General features: G+C 59.7%; 17 protein-coding genes. 5 read left to right on the top strand and 12 right to left on the bottom strand.

Features of this window, described 5'->3' with window-relative positions; genetic code table 11:
• Window positions 1-18: 18 nt before the first annotated feature.
• Together NKJ88_RS15650 and NKJ88_RS15645 are read left to right on the top strand one after the other, a co-directional pair.
• Window positions 19-549, top strand: coding sequence for a DUF1003 domain-containing protein (locus NKJ88_RS15650; RefSeq protein WP_023687817.1), 531 nt, complete (start codon window positions 19-21; stop codon window positions 547-549).
• Between the two features lie 243 nt (window positions 550-792).
• Window positions 793-1,185 (top strand): response regulator, encoded by a 393-nt coding sequence (locus tag NKJ88_RS15645; RefSeq protein WP_352444612.1) that lies wholly within the window; start codon window positions 793-795, stop codon window positions 1,183-1,185.
• A 185-nt stretch (window positions 1,186-1,370) separates the two neighbouring features.
• Here NKJ88_RS15645 and NKJ88_RS15640 read toward each other — a convergent pair whose 3' ends face one another.
• The 3 genes from NKJ88_RS15640 to NKJ88_RS15630 all read right to left on the bottom strand — a co-directional run bounded on the left by NKJ88_RS15640 (window position 1,371) and on the right by NKJ88_RS15630 (window position 2,835).
• On the bottom strand, window positions 1,371-1,547 hold the full coding sequence (locus NKJ88_RS15640; protein ID WP_023687819.1) for a hypothetical protein: 177 nt from the start codon (window positions 1,545-1,547) through the stop codon (window positions 1,371-1,373).
• A 192-nt stretch (window positions 1,548-1,739) separates the two neighbouring features.
• Window positions 1,740-1,976 (bottom strand): DUF6894 family protein, encoded by a 237-nt coding sequence (locus NKJ88_RS15635; RefSeq protein WP_023668023.1) that lies wholly within the window; start codon window positions 1,974-1,976, stop codon window positions 1,740-1,742.
• Between the two features lie 19 nt (window positions 1,977-1,995).
• The gene (locus NKJ88_RS15630; protein ID WP_245274382.1) at window positions 1,996-2,835 is read right to left on the bottom strand and encodes a Crp/Fnr family transcriptional regulator; all 840 of its coding nucleotides are present in this window, start codon (window positions 2,833-2,835) and stop codon (window positions 1,996-1,998) included.
• Window positions 2,836-3,141: 306 nt separating this feature from the next.
• Here NKJ88_RS15630 and NKJ88_RS15625 point away from each other — a divergent pair, with 306 nt between their 5' ends.
• Window positions 3,142-6,471 (top strand): DEAD/DEAH box helicase, encoded by a 3,330-nt coding sequence (locus tag NKJ88_RS15625; RefSeq protein ID WP_352444610.1) that lies wholly within the window; start codon window positions 3,142-3,144, stop codon window positions 6,469-6,471.
• A 73-nt stretch (window positions 6,472-6,544) separates the two neighbouring features.
• Here NKJ88_RS15625 and cyoD read toward each other — a convergent pair whose 3' ends face one another.
• From cyoD to NKJ88_RS15600, 5 genes are all read right to left on the bottom strand, one after another.
• Window positions 6,545-6,955 carry a cytochrome o ubiquinol oxidase subunit IV gene (gene cyoD, locus NKJ88_RS15620; protein ID WP_352444608.1) on the bottom strand — a complete coding sequence of 137 codons (411 nt, stop codon included), beginning with the start codon at window positions 6,953-6,955 and terminating at the stop codon, window positions 6,545-6,547.
• Window positions 6,952-7,629 (bottom strand): cytochrome (ubi)quinol oxidase subunit III, encoded by a 678-nt coding sequence (locus NKJ88_RS15615; RefSeq protein WP_023748060.1) that lies wholly within the window; start codon window positions 7,627-7,629, stop codon window positions 6,952-6,954. Before NKJ88_RS15615 ends, cyoD begins: the two co-directional genes overlap by 4 nt.
• Window positions 7,626-9,626 (bottom strand): cytochrome o ubiquinol oxidase subunit I, encoded by a 2,001-nt coding sequence (cyoB, locus tag NKJ88_RS15610; protein WP_023817824.1) that lies wholly within the window; start codon window positions 9,624-9,626, stop codon window positions 7,626-7,628. The genes NKJ88_RS15615 and cyoB overlap by 4 nt, the downstream gene beginning before the upstream one ends.
• Window positions 9,627-9,628: 2 nt before the next feature.
• Window positions 9,629-10,558: a ubiquinol oxidase subunit II gene (gene cyoA / locus NKJ88_RS15605; protein WP_245260110.1), complete on the bottom strand. Its 930-nt coding sequence runs from the start codon at window positions 10,556-10,558 to the stop codon at window positions 9,629-9,631.
• A 230-nt stretch (window positions 10,559-10,788) separates the two neighbouring features.
• A complete protein-coding gene (locus NKJ88_RS15600) occupies window positions 10,789-11,679 on the bottom strand; it encodes an MBL fold metallo-hydrolase (protein ID WP_023668030.1) in 891 nt (296 codons plus the stop codon).
• A 299-nt stretch (window positions 11,680-11,978) separates the two neighbouring features.
• Here NKJ88_RS15600 and NKJ88_RS15595 point away from each other — a divergent pair, with 299 nt between their 5' ends.
• Window positions 11,979-13,136 carry a hypothetical protein gene (locus tag NKJ88_RS15595; protein WP_023824793.1) on the top strand — a complete coding sequence of 386 codons (1,158 nt, stop codon included), beginning with the start codon at window positions 11,979-11,981 and terminating at the stop codon, window positions 13,134-13,136.
• Between the two features lie 69 nt (window positions 13,137-13,205).
• On the opposite strand, the gene NKJ88_RS15590 is transcribed toward NKJ88_RS15595, so the two are convergent.
• From NKJ88_RS15590 to NKJ88_RS15580, 3 genes are read right to left on the bottom strand one after another with little or no spacing between them, the layout of a single operon-like run.
• Complete coding sequence (locus NKJ88_RS15590) at window positions 13,206-13,727, bottom strand: ferritin-like domain-containing protein (protein WP_023687824.1); 522 nt, start codon at window positions 13,725-13,727, stop codon at window positions 13,206-13,208.
• 47 nt (window positions 13,728-13,774) lie between these two features.
• Window positions 13,775-14,917 carry a UDP-galactopyranose mutase gene (gene glf, locus NKJ88_RS15585; RefSeq protein WP_023681140.1) on the bottom strand — a complete coding sequence of 381 codons (1,143 nt, stop codon included), beginning with the start codon at window positions 14,915-14,917 and terminating at the stop codon, window positions 13,775-13,777.
• Between the two features lie 2 nt (window positions 14,918-14,919).
• Entirely contained in the window at window positions 14,920-16,092 is a 1,173-nt protein-coding gene (locus tag NKJ88_RS15580; RefSeq protein WP_023729506.1) for a glycosyltransferase family protein, read from the bottom strand.
• Between the two features lie 354 nt (window positions 16,093-16,446).
• Between NKJ88_RS15580 and NKJ88_RS15575 the strand changes: the two genes are divergently transcribed.
• A complete protein-coding gene (locus NKJ88_RS15575) occupies window positions 16,447-17,364 on the top strand; it encodes a glycoside hydrolase family protein (protein WP_023700021.1) in 918 nt (305 codons plus the stop codon).
• A gap of 280 nt (window positions 17,365-17,644) precedes the next feature.
• Here the strand turns inward: NKJ88_RS15575 and NKJ88_RS15570 are convergent, their stop codons facing one another.
• Window positions 17,645-17,821 (bottom strand): hypothetical protein, encoded by a 177-nt coding sequence (locus tag NKJ88_RS15570; RefSeq protein ID WP_155922451.1) that lies wholly within the window; start codon window positions 17,819-17,821, stop codon window positions 17,645-17,647.
• Between the last annotated feature and the right edge of the window lie 23 nt (window positions 17,822-17,844).

Genomic DNA, 17,844 nt, shown 5'->3' with positions numbered 1-17,844 from the left:
TCCAAACGGGGCTTTCAAATGAGCGACCAACGTCCAGCCGACATGCAGTCGGTGCTCCACCAGAACATACAGGCCCTGGTGGAGCACAGGCGGCAGCAAGAGGAGCACCAAGGCGTTCAAGCGTGGGTCGCCGGCGCTGTTTCGCGCTTCGCGGGAAGCATGACTTTCGTCTATCTGCACCTTGCAATTCTTGTCGTCTGGGTCCTCGCAAACCTTGGCGAGATACCAGCCGTCCCAGCCTGGGACCCGACTTTCGTGATCCTGGCCATGGTCGCCTCGGTTGAGGCAATCTTCCTGTCTACCTTTGTGCTGATCAATCAGAACAGAATGGCCGCCCACAGCGAGCGCCGAGCCGAACTGGATTTGCAGATCAGCCTTCTAAACGAACATGAAACCACGCGGCTGATCGAGATGGTGGCTGCCTTGACGGCGCGTCTGAATATCTCGACCCCGGCCGACAAAGAGCTGCCGGAACTCGCCGAGAATGTGGATCCCCAAAAGGTGATGACGCAGATCCAGCAAGCTTCTGGAGATCAGGAGAACGCTTGATCAAAGCGACCTCGTCGGCAACGGTTAAGCGTCGGCTACAACCTGTAATTCAACCTCATTGTCCAAGGCTGTCGAAGCAGCTAAGCCGGTGTCGGCCTTTTCCAGGGTGGCTTCCCGACGTCACAAGTCCGCCGCGCAATCGAGGCAGCGTAGAGCTTCGATAACCAACAGGCTGCTGCGCGTCAGATGGAACCAAGTTGACGCCGAACTCGTATTAGCGGTGGCGGCTTGGGGAGATTCCGGATGAGCGAAGGTGCTGTTCTGATCGTCGAAGATGAGACAATGATCCTGCTCGACCTCGAGTCAGCTTTGGAGGAGGCCGGCTTCCAGGTCGTCGGCACTCGGAGTGCCGCCGACGCGCTGGCGGCTTTCGACCCCGATCCGACCAAGTTCAAGGCCGTGCTCACGGACATCCGTCTGGGAGCAGGACAGTCGGGGTGGGAGGTCACTCGGCACTTGCGAAGGTCCAACTCGACCATCCCGGTTGTCTATATCAGTGGCGACAGCGCGGTACACTGGGGAGCGGAAGGCGTGCCCAACAGCATAATGATCACCAAGCCCTTTTTTCTGCCGCAGATCATAACTGCCGTTTCTCAACTTTTAAACGCGCAGCAAGGTGCAGAAACTCACCTCTAGGAATCCGACCGCGGCTCCACGAAACCACCGAACATCCTTTCTTCGGCCAATCGGCGCCGTCCGGCGTAAAGCGTTCGCGTCTGCTTCGGTCAAATGTCGGCGGCCTCAACCAGATGTCGACCTCAGCTCCTTTCCCTCGCCACCGGCTCGCATCCACTCGGAAGCCCTCCCGAAAGCAGGGGCGCTCATTGGTTGAGCTTTCGGTCGAGTTCGTCAAGCAATGACCGATGCTCGCTGGGCATGTCCGCATCTGTCGGCAGATCCAGCAACTGGCGAAGCTGGCGACGATTGGCGTCCGATGAAATCCACTCCCGTATGAGGCGGGCTATGACCTTTTGTTGTGCCTTGCCGATTTCTTCCATGTCAGATTCCGAGCTTGTCCGTTGGACGAACTCGGCGGCTCTTTGATGGTTCCCCGTCCTGTACACAAATCGAGGCACAATCTATGGGTTAATGCATGTCGCTCAAAAGTGGCCATGGTTTTGAGACACGACATGCCAGTGGATGTTTGCAGTCCCAGTCCGCTCGCCTAACGCTGCGCGTAGAGTGCAAATTTATACGTTCGATTTTACCCGAAGCGAGAGGCTCAGCCGCAAAATCTTGGCGCCATTTTCATCGCGCACTTCGATAAACAATTGCTGCCCGTCGACGCTCTTCAGTGACTCTCTCGTGAGGTCGACAAGGCCCTCGAATCCCGCGCGGCGGACCTCCTCGAGCCCAGCGCATTCGACACCTATTTCGTCCTCGAAGATGAGATCGCCATCGCCGCTGTCGAAGAAAAATCGTGCCATCGGAGAGCTTCCGTCACTGCTAATCTGCGGGGTTCCTTTGGTGCAGGTAGGTCGTGTCGAAATCTCCTGCGTGAGTGAGGCCAGCCCAGTCCAGTGCGTGAACTTTTGATCCCGAGGTGGCAATGAGGCCTCTGCGTCGTAGTTCCTGGAGCATCCGGTTGACGTGGACCGTGGACAAACCCAGTGCATCGCCAAGGGCCGCCTGTGTAATGGGGATATCCGCCACGTGATCCTCAATGCGCCCCATGGAGCGCAAGCGAAAAATCAGTTCGCACAGGATGTGAGCCATGCGGGTGTATGCCTCGCGTCTTCCCACATTGATGACCCACTCCCTGTAGATCGCGGCATCTATCAACGTCGACCGCCAAAAAGCGGTGGCGATGCGAGGGTGCTGGTCGCAAACGGCGCGCAGAGTGTCATGCCGCATGAAACCTATTCGCGCCGGCGTAAGGGTCGAGAAGTTACAATCCATGACCGACAGATGCAGCCCATGCAGATCAGGAATGTCGCCGGCGACGAAGAATGATGTGATTTGTCGCTTTCCTTCGCCCGTATGTTTGGTGGAACCGACCAAGCCATCAAGAACGATAAACGAGTAAACAGGACGGTCGCCCTCACGCACCAGATCGTGGTTGGCCAAATATTCCTTCTCCTGGATCGGAATGCCTTTCAGAACGCCGATGTCGGCCTCTCGAAGATCCGAGATGGTCTGAAGCTTGCGAATGAGTACATCCGAGGATGAGGTGGGGAACAAATTGACTACCTGGCTGATGTTGGTGATCGAACTATTATCCGCGCCAAAAGTTCCGATTGGCATGGGGACATATGCGCGGCGGCAGAAGGCGCCGCCGTGCGGCATGGTCCCATGCCTGGAGCGTTCTGCCAGCGTCGAGGGTGGTTGAAGATCCCGGAATGATCGAAGCACCAGTTTTTTAGGACAGCCATAGGTGAGCCAGGCAGCAATGCATTAACCTATGACATAGGCTCGGTTAGAAATGTCCCGCTGGGCAGCCAGCCCCAGGAGTTCGCCGATCACGGCGCAGCTTTGACCCTTCGCTCCGCCCTTTCGAGGGCTGCACCCGCAGCCCGTCCTGGAACTCTTTGATGCGCCACCAGGAACGGGGTGGCTCCGCTGACGTTGTCTCAGTGGCAAGGTGAGATTTCAGTGAACAGGCATATTTCGCGGACGGATGTCGAACAAATCGATCACACGGATGACAGCGGGTCTGCCATAGGGCACGGCGGACCGCCATCCTCAGCAATCGCGGTAGCGCTGGCCCGTGGCCTGGAGACCAGTCGGGACAAGCACATCATCCATATAGCTCCCTCGGAACGCAGTGCCGAGGAGATCGCCGGCGCCTTGCGTCAGTTCCTGCCTGACGCGGATATCATCTTGCTGCCGTCCTGGGATTGCCTGCCCTACGACAGGGTGTGGCCCACACGCGCCAATATGGGGCGAAGGCTTCGTGCGTTGCGTGAGATCGCAACGAAGCCGGATCGCCCGCGCGTCGCTGTGATGTCGCTCGAAGCCATTCTGCAGCGGGTGCCGCCTGCTCCGGTCATCGCTGGCGGTTTCACAATTCTGGAGGTGGGACAAAAGCTCGACCGTGACGATTTCAGAACCAGGTCCGAAGCCATTGGCTATGTCGTCGACGAGAGGGTCGACGAACCGGGTGAGATAGCCTTTCGGGGCGATCCCATCGATATTTTTCCTGCTGGCGCGGACGGCCCCGTTCGCATCATCGTTGGTCCCGATGCCTGCATCCGCCAGCTCAAGACCTACGACCCGCTCAGTCAGCTCAGCGATCAGGTTCGAGACTCGATTACGGTCGGACCGGCATCCGAGCTGATCTTTAAAGCTGGTGAGCATCCTGAGTTGACAGCGATGCGCGCGACGTCGATGGAGGAGCGCCTGGTCGCATCGTATGGCGCTATGCCATCCGTCTTCGATGCGGCATCCAGCGCTTCGATCTCCTTCCTTGAAGGGACCGACGGGCAGCCGCTCGGCAGAATTCTGGATCTGGTCGAGGATGCACGTCGTGCCAGGCAGGAGGCAGCCGGAACGAAAAAACCTTTGCCCGGACGATTTTACCTATCCCGTGAAGAGTGGGACGCTGCTCTGCTTAACCGCTGCTGCGTGAGACTTGCCGTTTCTGCCGTGGGAGTTCCCAAATTCTTCCGCCAGGCCCGACCCGGGCATGATTTCGCGGAATTCGTCACAAGGCAGACGAGCGCCGGAGTCAGAGTAGTGTTCACCGGCGATGCCTCTGAACTGCAGCGAGCAGATCGCCTGCTCGATAGGAGACTAGGCCGGCGGGCAGAGGAAGCGGCCGACTTGCCGCAAATCCTTTCGGCCGCGAGGGGCTCTGTTCTCAAGGCTGAATTCGTCCTCGACGAAGGGTTTGTCGACGCGCAATCCAATATCGCCGTGGTGGCCGCATCCGACCTGTTTGGGCCCGCGTTAAAGGCGAGCGGGAGCGCGACCACGGGCATACTCGAACCCGAGTTGCGCATTGGCGATGTCGTCGTCCATGAAGACCATGGCCTGGGCGTGCTCGCCGCGGTCGAACAGGTCGAGTTGGCTGGCCAGCAACAGGATGTCGTCAGACTGGAATATCATGGCGGGGCTTCCTTGCTGGTTCCGGTCGACGACTTTGGACGAATATGGCGCTACGGCTCGGAACCGGAGGCAGTGTCGCTTGATCGCCTCAAAGGCGAGGGCTGGCCGAAGCGACGCGAAGCTGCGTTGCGCGAGATCGACAGGCTGGCCAAACGCCTCTTGAGTCTTGCCAAAATCAGGTCCAGCCAGCCTGCCGAGATCATAAAGCCCTCCCGCACGGACTTGGCCCGTTTTGCGGCGAGATTTCCCTATACGGAGACGCCCGACCAAGCGGCCGCCATCCGCGCTGTGCTCGATGATCTTTCGTCGGGAAGAACAATGAACCGGCTCGTCTGCGGCGATGTCGGCTTCGGCAAGACAGAGGTCGCCCTGCGTGCTTGCGCCGCCGCGGCTTTCTGCGGGAAACAGGTTGCTATCATAGCGCCGACAACGGTGTTGGCACGACAGCACTATGAGACGTTCAGCCGCCGCTTCGCAGGAACCGGCCTGCAGGTCGCCCACCTTTCAAGAATGGTCGGGGCAGCGGACGCGAGAGCGGCAAAAGAGGGTCTGCGGAGCGGCCAGGTTGCGGTCGTTGTGGGTACTCAGGCCCTGGCGTCCAGGAGCGTCACCTTCGCCAATCTTGGACTGCTGGTGATCGACGAGGAGCACCGGTTCGGGGTCAAGTTGAAGCGGGCCCTGCGGACCATGACGCCTTGCCTCCATACGCTGAGCATGACCGCCACACCGATACCCCGGACGCTGCAATCGGCGTTGTCAGGCATCCAGGACGTCAGCGTTCTAAACTCTCCGCCCGCCAAAAGACGTCCCGTTCGCACGATCTTGGCAGCTTTCGATCCAGCATCGGTGCGCGCGGCCCTCCTGCGTGAATTTCACCGGGGTGGACAGAGCTTCTTCGTGGTCCCGCGGATCGAGGATATTGACCCGGCCTGTGACCAACTGAACAGACTGGTGCCGGAACTCCGGGTCAAGACGGCGCATGGTGAAATGAAGGGGAGACAGCTGGACGAAGTCATGGTCGGATTCGCCGACGGTGATGGCGACATTTTGTTGAGCACCGACATCATCGAGAGCGGCCTCGATGTGCCGCGGGCCAACACCATCATCGTTTGGCGCCCCGACCGGTTCGGTCTGGCGCAGTTGCACCAGCTGCGGGGCCGGGTCGGAAGGGGGGCGGTGCAGGCCGTAGCGTTTCTTCTGACCCAACCTGGCGTTGAACTGGCCGACGGTACCAGGGCCCGGCTTTCGACGATGCTTGCGCTCGATCGGCTCGGCTCCGGCCTGGCGATCAGTCAAAGAGACCTCGACCTGCGTGGCGCCGGAGATCTTTTCGGCGAAGACCAGGCCGGGCATATGAAGCTGATCGGAGTGGGCTTGTACGAGCACTTGCTGGAGCGGGCGGTCTCGGCGGCTGGCGGAGGGCCCGACTTCGGCAAGCAACTTGCCGAGATCAATGGCTCGGGAAAGGGGGCTTTTCCCGAGAGCTATGTCGACGAGCCTACGGTGCGCGTTGGCCTCTATGCGCGGCTCTCCCGCATCCGTTCGGAGCCGGACCTCGATACATTCAGCGAAGAGCTCGAGGACCGCTTTGGAGACATGCCTGGCGAAGTAGCCCTTTTGCTGGAATTTACCAGGTTGCGAATAGCAGCGTCGGAATTGGGCGTCGGCAAAGTCGATGTGGGTCCCGAGGCCATCGCGATCACCCCTCGGAACAAGCCGTCGGCGTCCCAATGGCGGAACAGCAAGGCGTTGGGCCTGGACTACCGGAACGGCCGCCTGATTTTCAGGCCGATCCAGCCCAGCGTCTCAGGCATCGATGCGGTTCGCTTAGCGCTTGATGCCCTACGCGCAGCCCAGCCAAAGCACGAGATCTGACGAGCCTTTTGTCTCCTGGGGCCATCGGTGCGAATGGTGCACTGTGGGCGGCCGTGCGTTCGCAGGGCAGCGTTCAAGGCATGGTTCCGGCTTGATGGGGTGTCATGGCAGCCATGTTTTCATTCAGATGGGCCATGATCCAGATAGAGCCCAGAACCACCAGCGCGACGATCAGCACGCCGAAGGCCAGGGCCAGGATGTTGTTGGTGTTGTCCGGCCCGGTGGTCAGGTGCAGAAAGAAGACAAGATGCACGCCCATCTGCGCAACAGCGAGCACCACCAGGGCCGAGATGACCGCGGGCTGGTAAATCAGATCGGTTCGCGCCGCCAGGAATGTCGCCATTGTGAGCAGGATGGCCAGGCCGAAGCCGAGCACATAGCCCGAGAGGCCCCCAGCCGTTTCGTGCTCGCTTATGTGTTCCTCGCCCGGCGCTGAATCGCGGGGGTCCTGCAACTCGCCGGTCTTGCTCTCGATCTCGGTCATGGCGATGCTCCCAGCAGATAGACCAGGGTGAAGATGGCAACCCAAATGATGTCGAGGGCGTGCCAGAAGAGCCCGAAGCAGTGGAGCCGCCGCAAGATGTCGGGCCGAAAGCCCTTGACCCACAGCTGCGCCATCATCGTTCCCAGCCAGAGCAGGCCGAGACCGACGTGGGCACCGTGGCAGCCAACGAGCGCAAAGAAGGCAGAAAGAAATGCGCTGCGCGAGGGGCCTGCCTGCTCGCCGATCATTGCCGCGAACTCCTGCAGTTCCAGGAACAGGAACGCTGCCCCGAGCAACCCCGTGACGAGAAGCCAGAACTGCGTGGCAGCCATTGATCTGCGAAGGGTGGCGAGTGTTGCCACGCCGCCGGTGAAGCTCGAAGTGAGCAGAAGGCCCGTCTGGACCGCAACGCGTGTCGGTTCGAACAGATCCTTGCCTGTCGGTCCGCCGGCGGTTGCCTTGGCGAGCACGGCGTAGGCGGCGAAAAATGCCGAGAACATGATGATGTCGGACAGGAGAAAGATCCAGAAGCCGTAAGTCACTGTGACGAACTTTGAGGCCGGGCCGCCTTCTCCGTGGCCGGTCGCAGAGCGCACCGCGTGCCGACCGGTGTGATTGAGCCGATACGGGTCCCGTGCCTGGGTGCCGACGCTGGAGAATGCATGATCGCTCATGCCGGGCGCTCCCACCCGCGCAGCCAGGCAAACTGGGCTGCCTTGTGGTCATGGTCGATGCGGGCGACCTCGTCGACAGGGATCTGGTAGTCTCCATGATCGCGCCAGGCGAATACGACGAAGGTTGCGTAGGCGCCGATGAAGCCGACGATCGCCAGCCACCATATATGCCAGATCAGCGCGAAGCCGATCAGTGTGCTGAAGAAGGCGGTGACGAAGCCAGTCGGGCTGTTGCGAGGCATCTCGATCGGCTCATATGCCTTTTCCTCGTCCGAGCTCTGTTCGATCCCTCGTTGCTTGATGCTCCAGTAGGGCTCTTCGTCTTCCACGTGAGGCAGCCGTGCATAATTGAAGACAGGAGGAGGAGAAGATGTCGACCACTCCAGCGAACGCCCGTCCCACGGGTCGCCGGTTTCGTCGCGAAACTTGTCGCGATGCCGGATCGAAACGAAAAGCTGTGTGATCTGCAGCGCCGCGCCGGCGATCATCACCACCACGCCGAAAGCGGCCACCACCAGCCACGGTGCCCAAAGGTCCATATCGATATGTTGCAGGCGCCGCGTCATGCCGAGCAGACCGACAATATAGAGCGGTACGAAGACCAGCATGTAGCCGGCCAAGGTGACCCAAAATGCCGCTTTTCCCCAGCCTTCGTGCAAACGGAAGCCGAACGCCTTGGGGAACCAGTAGGTGAAGCCGGCGAATGCTCCAAACAACACGCCCGAGATGATGACGTTATGGAAATGCGCGACGAGGAAAAGGGAATTGTGTAGCACGAAGTCGGCCGGCGGGACGGCAAGCAGGACGCCAGTCATGCCGCCGACGGTGAAGGTGGTCACGAAAGCCAGTGCCCAAAGCATCGGCGTGTCGAAACGAACGCGCCCGCCATACATGGTGAAGAGCCAGTTGTAGATTTTCACACCGGTTCCCACGGCAATGACCGACGTGGCGATGCCGAAGGCGGCATTAACGTCCGCTCCGGCACCCATAGTGAAGAAGTGATGCAGCCAGACCATGAACGAGACGATGCAGATGAACATCGTGGCCGCGACCATCGAACGGTATCCGAACAGCGGCTTCGATGAAAAAGTCGAGAAAATCTCGGAAAAGATTCCGAAGGCGGGAAGCACCAGGATGTATACTTCGGGATGGCCCCACGCCCAGATCAGGTTGACGAACATCATCTGATTTCCACCGGCTTCGTTGGTGAAGAAGTGGAAGCCGAGATACCGGTCCAGCGTCAGCATTGCGAGCGTGGCGGTAAGGATCGGGAAGGCTGCGACAATGAGCAGGTTGGACGCGAGCGAGGTCCAGCAGAACATCGGCATTCGCAGATAGCCCATTCCCGGCGCCCGCATCTTGAGGATAGTCGTCACCAGGTTGACACCGGTGAGCAGCGTGCCGACGCCGGAGATCTGGATCGCCCACAGATAATAATCGACACCGACGCCCGGCGAGTAGGTGGTTTCCGACAAAGGGGCATAGGGCAGCCAGCCGGTGCGCGCGAACTCGCCGATCACAAGCGAGATGTTGACCAGCAGGGCTCCGGAAGCCGTCAGCCAGAAGCTGACGCAATTGAGCGTCGGAAAAGCGACATCGCGTACGCCAAGCTGCAGCGGCACGACGAAATTCATCAGGCCGATCATGAACGGCATCGCGGCGAAGAAGATCATGATCGTGCCGTGCGCGGAAAAGATCTGGTCGTAATGCTCCGGCGGGAGGTAGCCCGGCCCGTGAATCGCCAGCACCTGTTGTGTGCGCATCATGATAGCATCGATAAAACCACGAAGAAGCATGAGCATCGCCAGCACAATGTACATCACGCCGATGCGCTTGTGGTCGACCGAGCTTATCCACTCGCTCCACAGATATGGCCAGTACCCCTTCACCGTTATCCAGCCAAGCACGGCGGCTGCTGCCAGAAAGACGCCAAGGGCTGCGCCGAGGGGGATGGGTTGATCGAAAGGAACGGCCGACCAGTCGAGCTTGCCCAGCATCGTCATTCTGCGCCTTGTGGATGATGGGTCATCGTTGCCGCCGCCGCGGGTAATGCCCTTGGGCTCACCTGTGGCTCGCCGCTGGCTGCGCTCTCAGCAGGCCCCGGACCCGGTGGGAGCGTCTGCTGAACGACCGCTTCGAACAGCCCAGGCTGGACATGACCGAAGGAAGCCGGCGCCACATTTGTGCTTTGCCGGGCGAGTTCGCGATAGGCGTTGGCGTTGAGCACGCCGCCCCCGCCACGCAGCGATGACGCCCAGCGGGTGAAGGCATCGGCTGAAACCGCGCTCACACTGAAATTCATATCCGAGAAGCCGTCGCCGCTGAAGTGCGCCGACTGGCCGAAAAAGCTGCCCTCGCGGTCGGCCTGCAGATGCAATTCGGTCTGCATGCCGTTCATGACGTAGACCATGCTGCCAAGCTGGGGCACGAAGAACGTGTTCATCACGCTGGCCGAGGTCAACTTGAAACGCACTGGAACACCGGCGGGAATAACCAGTTGATTGACAGCGCCCACGCCCTGCTCGGGATAGAGGAACAGCCATTTCCAGTCGAGCGCCACCACCTGAATGTCGAGCGGCGGCTGGCTAGAAGGGATCGGTTTGCGCGGATCGAGCTGATACGATCCGTAGTAGATCAGACCGCCAATGAACAGGATGGTGAGCGTCGGGATCGACCAGACGATCAACTCCACGCGTCCCGAATAGGTGAACTCCGGGTTATAGCGGGCGTTGCTGTTCGAGGCGCGGAACTTCCAGGCGAATGCCAGAAGTGCAACAAGCGTGGGAACAACGATCACCAGCATCACCGCCAGCGAGTTCAAAAGGATCGTGCGATTACCGACACCAATTGGTCCTTGGGGATCGAGCACTCCCCCCGCGCAACCGGGCAAGAATGCGCCTCCGACGATCCAGAGCAGTTGGCGTGTCAACTTAGGGCTGGATGGCAAGAACACCGGCTCTGCAATCTCTCTTTGCGGGAACGCGGGCTAGAGGCATGCGTTCGTCGGGTTTCCATCTGAGCCTCCCCATGGCGCGGAACCTCGCGGCACTTCGCAGGGTGTCGCCACCTGAGCGAGTGCCCCAACTGTCGCCGGCCGGGTTTGTTCCGCCGGACCGAGTTACTCTGTCCGATGGTCCCGCCTTGGCCCAATCTGGCCATTCAGAACGATGGCGGCTCGATTGGCCTAGCTATCGGCGACGCTGGCTCCCGCACGAATTTCAATTTCGGCGGGACGGCGAATACCCTGAATCGCTCAGCCAGATTATCGAGAGCCTGACGCATGCCCACTCCCGCAGCAGCCGCACCGTGTCCACTGATGACCATCTGGGGGCCCAAGGCAGCCAGATGCTTCACGGACCTTTCCGCTGCATCCCAGTCTGGCGTGAAATAGCGCGGCGGACCGTGCATCTCGAGATCCTGAATGGCGACTTCATAGACCGACTCCTGACCGGTGGTGATGAAAGCGTCTCCTACGATGAGCGAGCGGTCTTGCTCGCGCCAGAGCGAGATATGCCCAGGGGCATGTCCGGGTGTGTGCAGCCATTGCCATCCGGGCATTCCGGGGATCGATCCATCGGCGGGCAAGGGTTGCAAACGGCTGCCAAGATCGATTGGCCCGCGTGGAAAAAGCGGTGAAAGCAGCGCCATCAGTCCACCCCCAACCCAGGGATCCGGTGGCGGATAGGATGTGGTTCCGTCCAAATAGGGGTGCTCGAGTGGATGGGCGAAGACAGGCACGTCCCAGCCATTTGCGAGTTCTAGAACCGTTCCCACATGGTCGAAATGGCCATGGGTCAGGATGATTGCAGCCGGCCGTGCGTTGACGCCGAACCGCTTTTCCGCGACCGCTAGAATGCTGCTGCGAGACGTCGGCAACCCGGTATCGATCAGCACCCAGTTCCGATCTCCGCTGCCCGGTGCGCCGAAGAACACGACATTGACGATTGCTAGCCGCAAGTAACCCAGGTCCGGTGCGATGCTCCAAGCGCCGTCGCCACGATCCTCGCGCCTGGCGTGGTCGATCTCGGAAAGTCGAATCTGAACGGTCATGTGATCCCATGCCTCTGTTGTTGCCGAGCAGCCGCTCGAGTGGATGACGGCGGCTGTACATCGCCCCGAACTTGGGACGGGCCTCCTTGTTCCTCATTTGCACGCGGCGCCCGGACAGTTCACCACCGGAACAAAGGCTCTACCAATGGGTTCGGCACTACCCGGCCACGCAAGGACGAGCTGGACTGAGCAACGAACATGGGGCGCGCCCGACTGAATTCGGTATTTCGCCAACGCGGTTCCCGGTCCGGACAAGGCGGCCGAGTTCGAAGCCGATTGCCCAAAGGAGACTTCGAAAAATGAGCGAAGTGGGACGCCAGACGGAGGCCTCGGTTCCGGAAGCTTCGCGCTTCGCCAGTTTTTTCATGGCAGGCTTTGAATGCTCCTCGCACCGGCGCAAGGACGGCGTTCGCCTCGATCTTATTCGTGCGACCTCGCATAATTTGCATGCCCTGGGCGACTACCGCGGCTGCGCCGAACTCGGCCTTCGCACCATCCGCGACGGCCTGCGTTGGCATTTGATCGAAACCGCTCCCGGAACCTATGACTGGTCAAGTTGGGCGCCAATGGTCGAGGCAGCCCGATCGGCAGGTGTTCAGGTAATCTGGGACATCTTTCACTACGGATCTCCGGACCATGTCGATCAGGGCTCGCTGCATTTCATCGACGCCTATGCCTCGTTCGCGGCAGAAGCCGTCAAGGTACACCGTTCGATCACCGGAACATCGCCTCTGTTGTGCCCCATCAACGAAATCTCGTTTTTCGCATGGGCTGTCGAGGTCGGCTATTTCCCGCGCGTGGGGCCGAACAAACGTGGATGGTTCAAGCGGCACCTCGTCAAGGCCGCCATCGCGGGTGTTCGTGCAATGCGGGAGATCGATCCCGCCTGCAGATTTGTCTGGGCCGAGCCGCTTATCCATATCGCCCCTCGTGACCGGACCCGCAGCGAACGGCGCCGGGCCGAAAACGCCCGACAGGGACAGTTCGAAGCTTACGACATGTTGCTGGGCCGCGTCGAACCTGAGTTGGGCGGGAGCGAAGATGTTGTCGATGTCGTGGGCTTGAATTTTTACCCGCACAATCAATGGTACGTAAACGGGCCGACGATTCCGATGGGACACCACGAGTACCGCGCCCTGTCGGAAATGTTGCTAGAAGTTGCTCACCGGTACGGCAAGCCGATGTTCATTGCGGAGACCGGCTCCGAGGGATCCGGCGGGCCGGCTTGGCTCCACTATGTCTGCGACGAGGTGCGTTCCGCAATCAGTCTCGGAGCGCCGATCGAGGGAATTTGCCTGTACCCGATAACGGCCTACCCGGGCTGGGACAATTCGCGACATGCCGAGGTCGGTTTGTTTTCCGTCATCCAGGCTGACGGCAGGCGACACCTGCGCAAACCCACAGCAGATGAACTGGCCCGTCAGCAAGCTCTTCTCGTCGCGGACACGATGCCTTGAAGGGGCCTCAAACGAGGGAGGGGCGGGCGGGCGTCTGTTTCGAAACGCCGCCCGCGCCGGTGCGGTGCATCAGCTTTTTGCAGTCGCCCCAGCCTCGCGCAGCCTGGCATATCGCATGGTAACGTCGCTCAGATTTTCCTTGAGCCAGTTGGCCATGGCTTCCTCTTCGTTCAGGTTCTGCTTGAGGGCCCTTTCAGCATCCTGGAAGCCCCCGGCGTCGGCCAGTACCAGCAGCGAATTGTAGGCAGCAATCTCGTAGTTCTCGAATGCGAAATTCGCCAGGCTGTTCTTGATGATCTCGTCGCCGGCCATCGAATGTCCAATGGCGGCCACGCTGCCAACCATCGACAAGGCAGTGTCCTTGAGGGTGGAGTGCTCCTCACCAAGGCCCTCCAGGACGGACTCGAGTCTCGTGATCTGGCCTTCGGTTTCCTGAATGTGCCGGCGCAAGCGATCGGCCACCTCCGGATAGTTCTCTATACGCTCGACCTGAGGCTTCATGATCGACAGCGCTTGATTTTCCATGGCGTGCGCGTTGCGCAAGCCGACGATAAATATCTCGCGGCTTTCCGAGTTGAAGTTTGTATCCATCGAGTTTCTCCTTCTGATACCCGCCCGATCTTCCGTCTTGGAAGAAACTATCTTCTCGGCTCGGCCAACAACGGCTCCTCCGTGCGTGCCCAGGCCGGGAGGCTTTTTTGGATGCGCGCGAAAGTGGCCAGAGCCTGTCCGACTACCTGGTCCATGTTGTAATAGCGGTAAGTTGCAAGCCGGCCGACAAACCACACGTCTGGGCAGCTTGCCGCGAGCGCTTCATAGCGCTTGTAGAGCACTTCGTTTTCGGGCCGGGGCACGGGATAGTACGGGTCCCCGATGTCCGTGGGGTATTCGTAGGTCAGGCTGGTCCGCGAACTCTGCTGGCCGGTCAGATGTTTGTACTCGGTAATGCGCGTGTAATCTTCCGTCTGGGGATAATTGACCACGGCAACCGGCTGAAATTGCTCGCAATCCAGTGTAACGTGCTCGAAACGAAGCGAACGGTACGGAAGGTGCCCGAGCTGCCAGCCGAAATATTCATCGATCGGGCCGGTATAAACCATGCGCCTGAACGGTATCTTCTCACGAATTTCACGGAAGTCGGTCTGCAGCATGATCTTGATGTTCGGATGATCGAGCATGCGTTCGAACATCCGCGTGTACCCGCCGGCCGGCATTTTCTGGAAGCTGTCGCTGAAATAGCGGTCGTCACGGTTGGTCCTGGTCGGCACTCGTGCCGTCACGGATTTGCTCAGCTGACTGGGATCGACGCCCCATTGCTTTCTTGTGTAGCCGCGGAAGAATTTTTCATAGAGCTCGCGCCCCACGGTGCTGACGACGACGTCCTCAGCCGTTCGGACATCCTCCACCGTTTCGCGTCGCGACGCGAAGAAATCCTCCAGCTGTGCCGAGGTCAGGTCTAGCCCGTAAAGCCGGTTGATGGTGTCGAGATTGATCGGGATGGGAACCAGTTGCCCGTCCACGGCCGCCAACACCCTGTGCTCGTACGGCCGCCATTGCGTGAACTGCGAAAGGTGGTCCACGATCGTTTGGCTGTTGGTGTGGAAGATGTGCGGGCCGTAGCGATGGATGAGGATGCCGGCTTCATTGTAGCAGTCGTAGGCGTTGCCTCCCACATGGCTGCGGCGATCGATCAGCAAAACGCTTTCCTGACGCTGCGACGCTATCCGTTCGGCAAGCACACTGCCGGCGAAACCCGCGCCGACGATCAGCCAATCGAACATGGCTATGCACTCCTGCGAAGGGGCACGACCTTCTTGCGTTGGTAGGCGCGCTCAATGTGAGCTGCCATGGCATTCCATGTCCGTTCCCACGACATGTCCGCAAGATAGGCATCGACTTGCTGCAGGAGCATCTGACGCGGTCGCGAAAGGACGGAGCGCAGCTTGATTTCCAGATCGTCACAGTCGGCGATTTCCACCAGCCCGGCAGCACCGTAACTGCGCACCACGTCGACGATTGCCGTCGAGATCACTGGCAGACCCGCCGCGAGAAATTCCGGCGTCTTGGTCGGGCTGATGAAACGCGTCGCCTCGTTGAGGGCAAACGGCATCCATCCGGCGTCCCAATGGCGCAAATAGTCGGGCAGATCGCAGTAGGCTTTCGGGCCAAGCCAATGCAGGTTTTCGGCTTGCGGCAGGCTTGCAGGGTCGATCTTGACGACCGGACCGAGCATGACGAAATGCACGTCCGGCATTGTCTTTGCCGCTAGCGCCACGAGATCGACGTCCAGCCGCTCGTCGATGACGCCGAAATATCCAACCCTCGGGGAAGGAATGCCCGCCTGGTCGGCTGGGTCCCTTCCTGGCTGTCTTGCGGTGTGAAAGTGCCTCACATCGATGCTGCTCGGAAATGGAAAGATGGCGGGATGGAGGTGACGCTTGGTCTCGAACAAGCTTAGACCACCGGTGAAAACGAGATCCGCGCGGCGAAGAAGCGCCTTTTCCATCTGGCCCAGCTCGGGGGGCGCATTCCTGAACGCAGAGAGTTCGTCCATGCAGTCATAGACGCATATGTCTGGGTCGAGGAATTCCGTAAAGCGAAGAGCCATTGGGGTGTAGTACCAGGCGATCAGCCGGCTATGCGGCATAGAAGCGATGGTCTGCTGCACAAATCTCCGCTGGACGGCATCTGCTTTCGCGGCCGACGTGCCAAGCGGCAGCACTGGTGTGACAATCAGAATGTTTTCCGATGCCACGCTCGTCCGCATCAGCGGCTGCGGCAATTCTTCGAAAACGGGTTCTTCAAAATAGACCACTCGCTGCTGAGCGGATGCAAGGGTGAGGAGATGCTGCGGACGCTGGTGAACAAAATTCCATCGTAAGTGGGAGAAGCAAACCAGTATATTTTCGCGACGAACATATTGACTGCCGGTTACCCCGCCAAAGGCCGCTTCCATTGACATACTCCCTCTGTGACACTATTTATGTTACGATTAACATTTGTTAATCGCGAATGGAGAGAACTACTTAGTTCCAGCTCCTAACTTTCGATCAGGTGAGTTGTTCCAACTGAAATGAAGAAGGCCCGGTCGCCCGCCTTGGTCCACGCACGAAGCGGGATCTGGGTGCGGAGGCGAGGGCGGCTGTCGGAACCCGGCCGCCACTGAAAGCGTGGTTCAACGAGGAATGCTGGTGGACAGCGGCATTGCCGTATTTGCGTTGAACTCGTTGGCTATAGAATGTGCCTAACATCAATGATTCGCCTGTATCTCTGCGCGTCTCCGACTGCCGAGGCGAATTCCGGGGCTGACATGAACATCAACTTTGAAACCAACGTTTTTCCACTGTTTCATCCGCAAAGCGTGGATGATCTCAAGGACCCGTGTCCTGTCTTCGATGGCCGTGTCTGGCACGTCTTCGGGTCAAGCGGCACGGTCACCACCGAGACGTGGAGAATCTTGCATGCCACGGCGCCCGATCTTTATGGGCCGTGGGCCGAGCATGAGCCGATCGAACTTCCAATCAACGGTACTGGTGTTGCGGCTCCCGGTGTGACCCACGAGTGCGGCGTCTTCCACATGTTCATCCAGACGGAATTCATGAAGTCGGGTGGCCGTTGCGAGCATGCGGTTTCCAACGACGGGTTCCATTGGGTAGTCCTCAGTCCGGCCATTCTGGCCATCCCGGACACGGAAGAGGACGGCATTTACGATCCGCATCCAGCAGTCATTGGCGGTGGGCGCTACCTGGTTTATTCGGCTATGCCAAAATTCACGAGGGTGCCTCAGCCCGACATCTATCTGGCACGTAGCCAGTCCGACTCGTGGTTCGGTCCGTGGAAGCGGATCGGCAAAATCCTCGACCACAACGATGTTCCCCACCATAACACCAGAGATGATCCCGACTACGAATGGGGCATTGAGGGCGCGCAACTGATCGAGCTGCCGGACGGCCGGGTGCTTCTCAACGCCACTTGCTTTCTTCCGAATGGCCTTCGGGGAAACCGGCAACGGGTGTTTTTTGCCATCGCCGACGAGGTCAGCGGGCCTTACGTTTCGATCGGCCCGGTGCTGGAGCCAGGTCAACCGGGCGAGAACGGCCACTCGACGGTGATGATCGATGGCAGTCAGCTTTCACTGTTCTACCAGAGCCGGGTTGCCACAACCGATCACCGATGGCGCTATGGTTTAGCCAGATGCGACGTCGCTCTCTTTTCAAAGGTCGCGTGATTTCCAGGCTGCCATTAGCGCCTTGAGGCCGATGCGCGTCATGCAACTCCGGAGGGTTGAAGGTGATCCGCGTCGGTGACGGTAGCAAAGTGTCATCCGACGCAGTAGGAGACACGACATGGCCGATGCGGATCGACGATTGCCGCGATCGCACTGGCGGGAGGCAAGTCGGGAACGCCGGCCTTAACTCTGTCGCTTTTAGCGCAATGACTTGAGCCGTTCGTCAATTTTCTCAGTGGCATTGATGACACCGCCAGATGCCCTGCCAATGAGCTCATAGCTATTTCTTCGGTCCCTTGACAGGGAATGTCGCGTCGCCGTCTTTTTTGCCGGAGATCACCCGCGGATCGGCGCTGGCGACGCCATCGTTTCCGCCGCCCTTGTGGTCCTTTTCCGACTGACCCTTAGCGTCTTGCTCGGGTGTCCGTCTTGATGTTCGAAGCGTCTTGTCCGCCATCATGGCCTCGCGTTTGCCATCCA

Origin of the sequence: Mesorhizobium sp. M0016, assembly GCF_040324035.1 — a bacterium.
GTDB lineage: Bacteria > Pseudomonadota > Alphaproteobacteria > Rhizobiales > Rhizobiaceae > Mesorhizobium.
The sequence above is the reverse complement of the archived record's forward strand: the minus strand, read 5'-3'. Positions and strand labels throughout refer to the sequence as shown.

Bases quoted from the DNA above. Each gene is read 5' to 3' on its own strand.
- NKJ88_RS15650 (WP_023687817.1), top strand. From the start codon at position 19: ATGAGCGACCAACGTCCAGCCGACATGCAGTCGGTGCTCCACCAGAAC.
- NKJ88_RS15645 (WP_352444612.1), top strand. From the start codon at position 793: ATGAGCGAAGGTGCTGTTCTGATCGTCGAAGATGAGACAATGATCCTG.
- NKJ88_RS15640 (WP_023687819.1), bottom strand. From the start codon at position 1,547: ATGGAAGAAATCGGCAAGGCACAACAAAAGGTCATAGCCCGCCTCATA.
- NKJ88_RS15635 (WP_023668023.1), bottom strand. From the start codon at position 1,976: ATGGCACGATTTTTCTTCGACAGCGGCGATGGCGATCTCATCTTCGAG.
- NKJ88_RS15630 (WP_245274382.1), bottom strand. From the start codon at position 2,835: ATGCCGCACGGCGGCGCCTTCTGCCGCCGCGCATATGTCCCCATGCCA.
- cyoD (WP_352444608.1), bottom strand. From the start codon at position 6,955: ATGACCGAGATCGAGAGCAAGACCGGCGAGTTGCAGGACCCCCGCGAT.
- NKJ88_RS15615 (WP_023748060.1), bottom strand. From the start codon at position 7,629: ATGAGCGATCATGCATTCTCCAGCGTCGGCACCCAGGCACGGGACCCG.
- cyoB (WP_023817824.1), bottom strand. From the start codon at position 9,626: ATGCTGGGCAAGCTCGACTGGTCGGCCGTTCCTTTCGATCAACCCATC.
- NKJ88_RS15600 (WP_023668030.1), bottom strand. From the start codon at position 11,679: ATGACCGTTCAGATTCGACTTTCCGAGATCGACCACGCCAGGCGCGAG.
- NKJ88_RS15595 (WP_023824793.1), top strand. From the start codon at position 11,979: ATGAGCGAAGTGGGACGCCAGACGGAGGCCTCGGTTCCGGAAGCTTCG.
- NKJ88_RS15590 (WP_023687824.1), bottom strand. From the start codon at position 13,727: ATGGATACAAACTTCAACTCGGAAAGCCGCGAGATATTTATCGTCGGC.
- glf (WP_023681140.1), bottom strand. From the start codon at position 14,917: ATGTTCGATTGGCTGATCGTCGGCGCGGGTTTCGCCGGCAGTGTGCTT.
- NKJ88_RS15580 (WP_023729506.1), bottom strand. From the start codon at position 16,092: ATGGAAGCGGCCTTTGGCGGGGTAACCGGCAGTCAATATGTTCGTCGC.
- NKJ88_RS15575 (WP_023700021.1), top strand. From the start codon at position 16,447: ATGAACATCAACTTTGAAACCAACGTTTTTCCACTGTTTCATCCGCAA.
- NKJ88_RS15570 (WP_155922451.1), bottom strand. From the start codon at position 17,821: ATGGCGGACAAGACGCTTCGAACATCAAGACGGACACCCGAGCAAGAC.